Raw genomic sequence first — 11,179 nt, forward strand, 5'->3', positions numbered from 1 at the left:
AACTAAGAAAAATTTCCAGCTTAAAGGAAGCATATGATTTTTCAATGTGTAAAAATAATTTTGTATTTCCTTGTATTAGGTACGGTAAGCAGCTGTACTCTAAATCTTAATGCGGAGCCCGAAATATTTGTTCGTTTTAATCAACTTGGATTTACTCCAAACGATATAAAAACTGCTGTGGTTCTTTCAACTACTAATATGGATGGGAAATCTATTTCTATTGTTGATTCTAAGAGTGATAAAAAAGTTATTTCAGTTTCATTCGGTATAAATCAAGGACCGTATGGAAATTTTCCTTTTACATACTTAATAGATTTCAGTCAAATCAAAAACAGCGGCGACTATTATCTTCTATATTCAAAACAGAGAACGTACCAGTTCAAGATCAGTGAACAAGTTTATAATGGACTCGCAGATACTCTACTTCAATTCTTTAGAGTTCAGAGATGCGGTTATACGGACCCATTACTTCATAAAGTTTGTCATATTGCAGATGCAACCAGCATCATTGATGGTAAACAAACCATTGCAAAGACAATTGATGTTACCGGCGGCTGGCATGACGCAGGCGATTACGTGAAATTCCTTAATACAACTGCATTTTCAACTTATCTCTTATTGTTCTCATATGATTTCGATCCGGGTAAGTTTGGATTCGACAATAATAAAAATGGTATTCCCGATATTCTTGAGGAAGCAAAAGTTGGTTTAGACTGGATGCTGCGTTGCTACAATGATAAGAATAAAGTAGTAACACAAGTTCAAAATTTGCGCGACCATGATGTTGGCTGGCGTTTACCAGAAGACGATCCGCTCGGATTCGATCGTCCGGCATTTGTTGGAATGGGAAAAAATCTTATAGGTATTTATTCTGCAACAATGGCGTTAGCATCGAGAATATGGCGCGATAAATTAAAATATCCGGAATTTTCAAATCAGTGCATTACTGCTGCAGAAAATATTTATTCTATTAGAAATAAAGTTGCCAATGTTGATAGTAGTGGCAGCGGTCAATATCTTGATTCTAAATTCGAAGGTAAACTTGCTCTAGGTGCTGTTGAACTTTATATGACTACTCAGAAATCATCTTATCTAAATGATGCTTCAACTTATGCTGATTCTGCTGGATCGGATTATTGGTGGAGTTGGGGAAATGTAAATTCTTTAGCAGATTACCGTTTAGCAAAATTCATTCCCCGTTTCTCCGGGTTCATTAAAAAAAATCTAGATGAGTTTAATACAAATAAAAACAGTAATCTATTTGGAAAGGGAACAGAATTAAGTTGGGGAACAAATGTTACCTTATTAGGTATTACTTTGCAAAATATTCTGTATAAAAAATTAACGAATGATAATAAATTCGATTCAGTTGCAGTATTTCAAAGAGATTTTATTCTTGGAAGAAATTCATGGGGAGTGAGTTTCATTTCAAATGTCGGCAAAAATTTTACAATTAATTTTCATCATCAAATTGCAAAAATTAAAGGAAAACTTCCGGGTGGGTTTGCCGCTGGTCCAGCAACAAAAGAATTTGTAGATAATTCGAAAATTGTTTTCGAGAAAGCAGATAAATATGCTAAATTTCAAACGAAGGATTCTTACTATCGAGATGATAGAATGGATTATATAACGAACGAACCCACAATAAGCGGAAATGCAACAGCAATATTTGTATTCGGAAATTTATCGTCTCGGAAGTAGTTTTAATGCTGTACTATAATGATCCAACAGTTTTTATATTCTCACTTTAGGATTTTAAAAGAGATGAAAATGCTGATTTTCTCCCGAATTATGCTGTTTTACTGGCATATTTGTTGGTTTTAATCAGAAGTCTAAAATCTATTAGGTAAATAATATGGTTGGAAATATACGACGAATACCATCTGGCTTTTCTTTCATTGATAAGAATTGGGGTGGAATTTACAAAGGTGGAAGTTACATGCTGGTTGGTCCGCGTAAATCGGGAAGAACACTTATCGGATTGCAATTTGCGCTTGAAGCTGCAAAATCTTCTGAGGTATGTCTTTATTTTACATTAATGCGCCCAAAAGATTTGATGATTCAAGCAGCATCTTTGAATTTCGATATTCAATCTTACATGAATCAAAATCTTATAATTGTTGTTCGTGTTGCCCCCCCTAATGGAATTTATGATATGTACAATCCGGATGATTATCTCGTTGAATATTTGAATGATATAGTAACAGTAGTAGATCAATACCGTCCTTCAAGAATAATTTTTGATGAGTTGACTCCGTTTGTAGGTTTTAAGAATTTGGATTATTTACAAGCTGCTTTTGTTCATACATTAGAAACGATTGAAGAGAAAGATATCACAAGTTTGTTTATCATCAGTGAACCTGCAACAAAAAAAGCTTTTTCAATTGTTGAAGGGCTCTCTCAAAATGTAACGGCAACTATTGAATTGAAAAAAGAAGGGGAAACAAGAGAAGAACGGTTTCAAGGTGGAAAAGTTACTATTACACCAAACGTTGGGCATACCGAAGGGCAGTTCACGGATAATTATAGAATTGAACCATATAAAGGAGTTACAACAGAATTTTCACCCCCCACAAAAACTATTGAAGAACTTCCTGCAATGCCGCGAGGACGTAGTTTTAATAAACCTACAAGAATAGATGTACCCTCAGAGCCTTATGCTTTCTCGAACGTATATAATTATAATGATTTTCTTTTGATTCTTAATAATCAAATTGCACTTTACAAAAGTACCGGGCAAAGCTTCAATCTTATTTCTTTTAGATTAGATCCTGCAGCTCCTCTAAGAGGTTTATTGACAATACAACAGTTACAGAATGCTATCCGTTTATCTACAAGTAAGAAGGATAAAATTTGTATTGTTGATAATAAAGTAATAGTTCTTTTGGTTAGAGGAAGTCTTAAAAGCTCTATTGATCTGATGTCTAATATGCAGAACAATTTACCTAGCCATGACCAGAACTATATAAGTGTAGTATTAGATTTTATTTCCATATATAATATTGAAGTGGATGAACGTATAGAGAATGCAGAATCAATGATGGAACTAATCCATAACTCCGATGCGAATTCTATGCAAAATTATCAGCCGCTCAATAAATTTATAGGGTAATGAAAACATATTTGAAAATACTTCTAATATTCATATTTATTTCTGCTGTAACAATCCATTCTCAGAACAAATCCGAGTCTTTTAAAAACCAAGGTAAAAAACATCAAAAACAAAAAGTTAGGGAAAACACCGAGTCAAAAATAGATAGTTCTTTCCGTGTCCTGAATAACGAACCGGAAAACTTCCAATTACGTTTTGGTCTTATTGATGAACTTATAAAAACTAATCGTTACGATGAAGCTTACCAGCAACTTCAGTATCTCGAACCGGCGTATAAAGACGATGAAAAATTTAAATCTCAATTCAAAATTGTTACTGACTTCCGTGACAGTACCTTTAACCGGGAGGTAGAACATTATACTGTTTTGCTTAAAGAAAATCCTTTGGATAAAGAAGCAGTTATGAAACTTGCTGCTGCATATGGAAATCTTTTATACTACAATAGCGCCATAGAAATTTTAGAAGAATTCCTGCAGAGCATTCCGGAAGATCAAGATTTGGATGCACGGTTCAAATATTCCCAATATTGTGCGTGGAATTATGAATGGGAAAAAGCGACTTCACAAATTGATAAATTGCTGGAACTTGACCCGGACAATTTAGATTATCAACTTTTACGCGCACAAATATGTATCATGACGGTTACCAATCTTGACTTAGCTGAAAAATATTTGTTAAATGTTTTTAGCAACCGTACGAATGACTTGAATGTTTTGACTGCTTTAACAAATCTCTACGTCTGGAAAACTGATTTTCATGAAGCGGAAAAATATTTGAACTTATCAAAACAAATTGCTCCCAATAATCATGATGTTGAAAATTCCGGAAAAAATCTAGTCTCAAAAAAGGCAGATTATGATGCTCAAATTGCATTACAATCTTTGAGAGTTGATGCTAATAATTTATTCTCCGATGGGAATTGCAGCGACGCGTTCGAAAAATATTCTAAATATATTTCAAGCAAATCTGTTGTTACCCGGGATGAATGGGTCGAATATGCAAACATCTCATCTTGTGCAAAGAAATATGCAGAGGCAATTGGGGCTTACAGCAAAGCCATTGATCAACAATATGATTTCTCACTTTCTATTAAAAGAGCGATAAATTATTACTACAATCGGGATACTGTCCGGGCAGCCCAAGAACTTGAATCCTTGAGTAAAGTTGATCAAAATAACGATGAATACCGACTAATATTAGCCGATGCATATACAAAAACATTTCAGTTGGAAAAAGCTGATGAGATTTACCATGATCTTCTTAGAAAAACTAACGATGAGAATCAAATACAGCTGATTGACACACAAATGATGGCATTAGGTGAAAATTATGTGGAAGATAAAAAATTAGAAAAAGGCGAAAAAATATTTGATGAAATAAATAAATCTATTACGGCTCCTTCTACCAAAAATGAATTAAATAAGAAATTTATTTTTTTGGGTGATGCTTATGTTATGAATGAAAGATACGGTGATGCAAAACGTATTTACGGTAATTTATTGGAAGAGTCTCAAGATACAATGGAATTGATAACAATAAAAGAAAGAATTAGCTGGTTACCGCCCTCTGGTTTCAACCGTAGAATCTCAGAAGTTAAAAACCTTTTTTCGGTCTTTCTTCCTAACGAGATGAATATAATTCCATTTTCAAATTATTATAGTGATAATCAAAAATACAGCTTAATGAATTATGGACTTCAGACTGAAGCAATATTTTCCAAATATTTTTCTCTTGGTGCATCAGTTACTAGAGCAAATATTAGTAATAGCTTAATTGACAAAGACTTTACCCAATTAAAAGGGAATGCCCGGCTCAACCTTTTTGAGTCCGTTACATTGAAAGGGAGTTACGGATTTTGGAAAATATTTGACGAACCTAATAAAACAATTGGCGATGTTTCTATTCAATTTAATATGGGGAACGATCTATCTGCGTTATTATCGTTCGAGAAGAATGATTTAAGAATGACAAGGTATTCTTCTAATTTTATTTTCTCTCGGATTAATATTGATAATTATCTCATGAATCTTAATTATGATTATAAGGGATTATTTAAGCTTGCTGGAAATTATAATTATTTCAAATTGGGCGATGGAAATGAAGGGAATGATTTTCAGTTTAGAATAAGTAGAAAATTTTTTGAGAACGGTAATTTTGGGTACGAATACTTCTTCTCAGATTATTCTTTTATATCTGAGCATTATTACTCACCCCAAAATTATTACTCACATTCTTTATGGAGTGAATGGAATTGGATCTTTAAGAATTTGAAATTAGAAGCCGGTGTGAAAATTGGCTATGTTCCTTCTGCAGATTTTTTCCTTTTAGATTTATCATTGGGCGCAATTTACAATCCGGTAGCTAATCTTGATCTGGTTGGAAAAATTGCCTATGGAAATAATCCCAGATACGGTGATAGCTATAAAAATATTTCTGTATCCTTATCAGCTCTTTTTGGAGTTTTTTAATAATCTCAAGATCAAACAGAACAATTGCAGTAAGTGAATTTGATCCTATGAATAAAAATGATTTATAAGATTATTCTGCACACTTCCTTTAAGAGTTACTTTTAACGTATTTTCTTGCAACAAGTTAATAAAAAAACTATATTCGTCTCGATGTTGTTTCTTAATGAGTCAGAATTACTATTAATTTAATCTTGGGACATCTGAAAGCAAGAATAGTATTGAAATTTCGATTTAATCGCTTGATTTAATGGCACCATCATTGTTTAATTAAATTGATTAATATCCAATGCAAGAATAATAGTGGACTCAAAAAATCAAAAATATCAGATTGCCCTCGATAACAGAGAGGTCAAACCGCCCAAAAGAAATCTTGGAGCTGAAAAATTAAGGGTAATTTTCATTTCTGGATTTATTTCTCTTCTATTGATCATCACAATTATTTTAACAGTCCCATTAACCGTTCTATCCTGGAGTGGTTTGTTCGTTTATTCATCAATCGTTTCGTTAGTTATCTTTTTGTTTATTTTGTTGATCAGATATTTCGGCATCCTTTTCATGGCTTATTTCTACAATACGAGATATACAGTTCAGAATAAGGAAGGTTATTATCCTTTCATTTCAATTATTGTCCCGGTTTTTAATGAAGGAGTGGTTCTAAAATATTCAATTGAATCCCTTCTGGATATTGATTACCCGAACTATGAAATTATAATAGTAAATGATGGTTCGACTGATGATACTTCGATTGTAGGTGAATTGTTAGTAGGCAATCAGAGAGGACGGAACGGGCTTATTAAAGTTTCGATGATTAATAAGCCAAATGGGGGTAAAGCTAAAGCCTTGAATGCTGGCATACAATATTCTGAAGCCCAATTTGTTTTATGCATGGATGGAGATTCTCAATTAACTCCTAATTCTTTAAAAATGGCTGTACGACATTTTATTGATCCGGCAGTTGGCGCAGTTGCAGGCAATGTAAAAGTACAAAATAGAAAAAGAATATTAACTGACCTTCAAGCGCTTGAGTATTTAGAAGGATTAAATATGGCACGAAGCGCCCAAGGATTTATTCAAATGGTGAATATTATTCCAGGTCCCATCGGTTTATTTAGAAAGACTGCCTTAAGGGATGCGGGATTTTATTCAAGTGACACGTTCGCTGAAGATGCAGATGTTACTCTTAAAATTTTAGCTCACGGTTGGAGAATTGTTTATGAACCGAATGCTATTGCGTATACCGAAGCTCCTATAACTATATACCAGTTATTAAAACAAAGATATAGATGGACTAGAGGAATTCTTCAAGCAATAAGAAAACATAAACGGTATCTTTTCAATCCAACCGTTAATTTTAATAATAGTTTGATAATGTGGTCAATGTTTTACGAAGCATTAATTTGGCCGGCAATGAATATCTTTGTAAATCTTTATTTTATAATTATTGCAATCTTTTACGGTTTATCGAGTTTTATCTTCTTATGGTGGATTGGTATTGCAGTACTGGATCTTATGGCTGCCGTATATTGCGTAGCAGCGGAAAAAGAAGAATTTAGATTAGTACCGTATGCAATTATTTACAGAATTGTATTCATCCTATTGATAGATGTTACAAAGGCAATGGCAACTGTTGAAGAATTTCTTGGAGTTAGGATGACCTGGGGGAAATTAGAAAGAACCGGTTTAGGTAATTCTCCAAGCTCTACTTCCAAACCTATTCCTGTTACGGTCGCATCAAAATAACAAAAGATTTTAATAGAGGTTTTTATGGAATTAATTCCAATACTTTCTCTCATCATTTTGGTTGCAACGATCTCCACATTCATACTATCTGTGGGTGCTTACATTCTCTATAAAGTTAGGGAACGTAAAGGCGTTACAACTCAAGTTGCTCAGCCGGCGGCATTACCGGCAGAACTCTTGGCTCCTGCACCCCTGCTTTCCGAGCAAAGACTTACTCCTGAGAGAAGAACATTCGATATTCCCCAACAGGAGTTTGGATTTGAATATCAACGTCAACCTTCTAATATACCATATGAAGATACAACTCGCGGTCCTGAATTAAGACCAACATTTGTTGGGACATCGCCACCTACATATGGAGAAAGATATCAGAAGCCAACAGGAGAATCAGCTCATTTTAATGAACAGGAACGCCCAGGCCCGAAGAAAAAATTTATGCGATATACAAATGAAGGTTATGTTGATCCATCGAGTCAAGATCGTAAACAAGAGGATAATTTGAGGTGGCGGTAAAAGAAGCCAAAGGGCTTAAAGTAAATTATCTAATAATTTTTCTTAGCGGGTTAGTTCTACTGATCTCGGCAGTTCTTGTTTTTCTTCTCATTGTAAAAAATATTTATGGGAATTACGAGCTTAGAGAAATCCTTCCTACAAAAGAAAACCTAAAATTCCTCTCAAATGAAAAAAGAACCAAAGCCGGAATTTTGTATTCAAAATATACCGAGAATATGCTAAACCCGGGAAGTACATGGCTAAAGGATAATGTTGATACATGGAAACAAAAAATAAAAGATGCAAAATTAGATTATGATATAATTACCGATCAAACAATTGAACTCGGCGAACATTTCGAATATAAATTGATTGTTTTACCGGGTTCTAAGTCTTTGAGCGATAAAGAAATAATGCAGCTGAAACGTTATGTTGAAAACGGTGGTAGTATTTTCGTTACCGGCGGTCCTGCTACTTATTCGGATGAAGGAAAATGGAGAGGGTGGGATTTCTTTAAAGAAGTATTTGGAATGAATTTTAACCGTGAAATTAAACCGGAAGAATATTATAAAGTACATACATTGCGCGGTAATCTTCCCATTACAGCCCAGATTCCTACTGGTTACGCTTTAAAAGTTGCAACATGGGATCGCCCAATTTATGCCGAGGTGGTTGAACCAAGAACAACACAAGTAAGTTTCTGGTATGACTTCAGGAGAGAAGCCGGACTAGTAAGAGAAGAGATTCAAAAGAGTGCAGGTATTTCATACGGTACATATGGTAAGGGCAGATTTGTTTGGTACGGATTTGAAATTAATTCGGTAATTGGGGTTCAAAAAGATTACATCTTTTTTGAAAGACTCTTTAATAATTCAGTTAACTGGTTAATATATCAACCGACAGCATTTGTAAAAGATTGGCCGGCGCAGTATGACGCGGCTTTAGTTATAGTGCCTTCAATTAAAGAACAGCCAGGTAATATTTATAATCTCACAAAGATTTTAAATACCTCTAAAACACCAGTAACATATTTTATTGATCCATCGGTCGCAACTCAAAATCATGGGTTTGTTAGATCGTTAGCCAAAAACGGCGAATTAGGTGCTATAATTGATTTAGGATATATTGAATCGCCTCTAGATACAGTCAATAAATTATTTAGTAAGGAAGTACAGTTTTCAACATTTAAGTTTGTGACGGATACATTAAGGAAGATTAGTGGGAAACCTATTAGAGCAATAATGCCGTTAAACGGGTATTACGATGATAATACACTTCAAGCGATGGCATCTCTGAATTATGAATTTTTGGTTACTGATTCATTAACAGACCGCTCGGTGCCGGAAATTAGAGTTAGAAATAATAAACCGATAATGATTATTACAAAAACCGCACGCGATGATTATGAAGTAGTTCGTAATTATGGTTTAGTTAATACATCCTTTCAACGGTATACTTATGAAGAAGATGTTGACCGTGTGTTATTTGAGGGAGGGCTTTATGTTTTCAAGGTACATACAGATTACCAGCTGCAGCCGCAATATTCTTCTGTAATCAGTGACATATTAAAGTACGCAGCTAGCAAAAAGATGTGGATTACTTCTTTAAAGGAATTACAAACTTGGTGGATGAAACGTCAAGGTGTTGAAGTTAGGTATGAAACAAGAAGTAAGCGAAGGATTGCTGTTGAGTTTACAAATCCAAGAAATGAAAAAATTGATTCATTGGTTATCCAAGTGAACCTTAATAAGAAAGTAAAAAATGTAGAGGTCTCTTCAGACATTATTAATACTAAAATTCCAAAATATAAATTGACAAGTGAAGGTCAAACCATCTATTTCTACTTAGAAAAAATGGATGCGCATGAATCTCGCTCTTTACTTGTAGATTTTGATAATGTCGAAAATTGATTTGGTCTCCAATATTGAATATTCTCAGTTATCGACCGAGAATTATATACGATAGAAGAAATATGAAACGCACGTCAGAAATCTTTTAGTTGTGGATAAATATTTAATTATATGCTTTAGATATAGTAATTCTATGAAAAATTGAGTTTATTATTGCTGTAAAAACTGTTTCTCATTCATTAAATTTGGATCATAAAAAAAATAAATAGATGAACCACCCAAAGAAAAAAATATTTACTTATTTAATTGCAGCATTATTCCTCGTCTTTTTCCTATTCGGATGTGTGGAATCTGTAACTGACACTCAAACATCTACTACTCCGTCAATTGATGTGTTTAGTCCAAAGACAGGTGATACTGTAAAGGTTGGACAAAATGTAATTAACTATCAGGCTGCAGATGGCGCCAGCGGGCAGGGATTGTCATACTTCGAACTTTATGTCAATAACACTCTCAAAAAAAAATATTCGCAACCTACAGACGGCAATCCAACAATTTATCTGGAAGTTGATTCTGCTTTAATTCATACAAGAATAAGTTATAGTCTTAAAGTGTATAACTTAGGCGGTAAGTGGAAAGAAAGTAAATTGCAAGAGAACATTTATGTTAAAGATAAAGTACCGTTAGCTCCAACAAATTTGGTTCTCTCTCGTTATGGAAATAATTCGGTAATTCTCAAATGGGATCCTTATTTACCGAAAAACGCAGATGGTTTTGAATTGTGGAGAAGAGATGTCATCAACGGTGTAGAAATTCCTTATAGGAAAATCAAAAGTCTTCCCGTGAGCAATTTAAGTTATACAGACGGAAACTTGTCCCAGTATCAGGAGTATTCCTATTATTTAAAAGCTTATAATGAATCTGGCTCCTCCGCCAGCAATATTGTTAGTACCAGTTCTTTACCTGACGGTCCTTGGAATTTACAAGCTGAAGCTATTGGAGCAAGTTCAGTCCATCTAAAGTGGGTTGATTTTGCCTTAAATGAAACAGCTTTTCAAATCGAAAGAACCGACCCCGCAACGAACGAATTTAAAATCATTAAAATTACTGAGGGTCCTAACATAACCGAATATTATGATAATTCTGTTTCAGCTAGTACTGCGTATAGTTACCGTGTAGCATATTTTACTCAAACAACTATGAGTTCTTATTCCAACATTGTAACTTTAACAACATTCCATGCAGATGTAACGGCTCCGTCAGAATTAGCCTCGACATTTGTTGCAGAAGGTTTGCAAATATCGTGGAAAGATAATAGTCAAAGTCTTTCTAAAGGAACAATAATTGAACGCCAGATCGGTTCTAATGAATTTGTTGAGATTGGAAATGTAAGTTCAGATAAAACTTCATTCATTGATCGAGCTCCGGTGAGTGGAGTTTCTTACTATAGAGTTAGACAAATATTAGGAACAAAAACATATACTCCATATTCGAATAGTCTAAGGGTAATATTCTAA

Annotated in this window: 7 protein-coding genes; all 7 read left to right on the forward strand. The window is 34.1% G+C overall.

From position 1 onward, the window contains the following. Nucleotides 1-33: 33 nt before the first annotated feature. Nucleotides 34-1,701, forward strand: a complete 1,668-nt coding sequence (locus tag NTX65_00705) for a glycoside hydrolase family 9 protein (protein ID MCX6167831.1) — start codon at nucleotides 34-36, stop codon at nucleotides 1,699-1,701. 154 nt (nucleotides 1,702-1,855) lie between these two features. After that, the gene (locus NTX65_00710; GenBank protein ID MCX6167832.1) at nucleotides 1,856-3,112 is read left to right on the forward strand and encodes a hypothetical protein; all 1,257 of its coding nucleotides are present in this window, start codon (nucleotides 1,856-1,858) and stop codon (nucleotides 3,110-3,112) included. 11 nt (nucleotides 3,113-3,123) lie between these two features. Beyond that, nucleotides 3,124-5,580, forward strand: a complete 2,457-nt coding sequence (locus NTX65_00715; GenBank protein MCX6167833.1) for a hypothetical protein — start codon at nucleotides 3,124-3,126, stop codon at nucleotides 5,578-5,580. Nucleotides 5,581-5,880: 300 nt separating this feature from the next. Continuing rightward, nucleotides 5,881-7,320 (forward strand): glycosyltransferase, encoded by a 1,440-nt coding sequence (locus tag NTX65_00720; protein MCX6167834.1) that lies wholly within the window; start codon nucleotides 5,881-5,883, stop codon nucleotides 7,318-7,320. 24 nt (nucleotides 7,321-7,344) lie between these two features. Then, nucleotides 7,345-7,833 (forward strand): hypothetical protein, encoded by a 489-nt coding sequence (locus NTX65_00725; protein ID MCX6167835.1) that lies wholly within the window; start codon nucleotides 7,345-7,347, stop codon nucleotides 7,831-7,833. After that, on the forward strand, nucleotides 7,824-9,722 hold the full coding sequence (locus NTX65_00730) for a hypothetical protein (GenBank protein MCX6167836.1): 1,899 nt from the start codon (nucleotides 7,824-7,826) through the stop codon (nucleotides 9,720-9,722). The genes NTX65_00725 and NTX65_00730 overlap by 10 nt, the downstream gene beginning before the upstream one ends. 209 nt (nucleotides 9,723-9,931) lie before the next feature. Further along, nucleotides 9,932-11,179: a fibronectin type III domain-containing protein gene (locus NTX65_00735; protein ID MCX6167837.1), complete on the forward strand. Its 1,248-nt coding sequence runs from the start codon at nucleotides 9,932-9,934 to the stop codon at nucleotides 11,177-11,179.

The organism is Ignavibacteriales bacterium (assembly GCA_026390795.1).
GTDB lineage: Bacteria > Bacteroidota > Ignavibacteria > Ignavibacteriales > Melioribacteraceae > Fen-1258.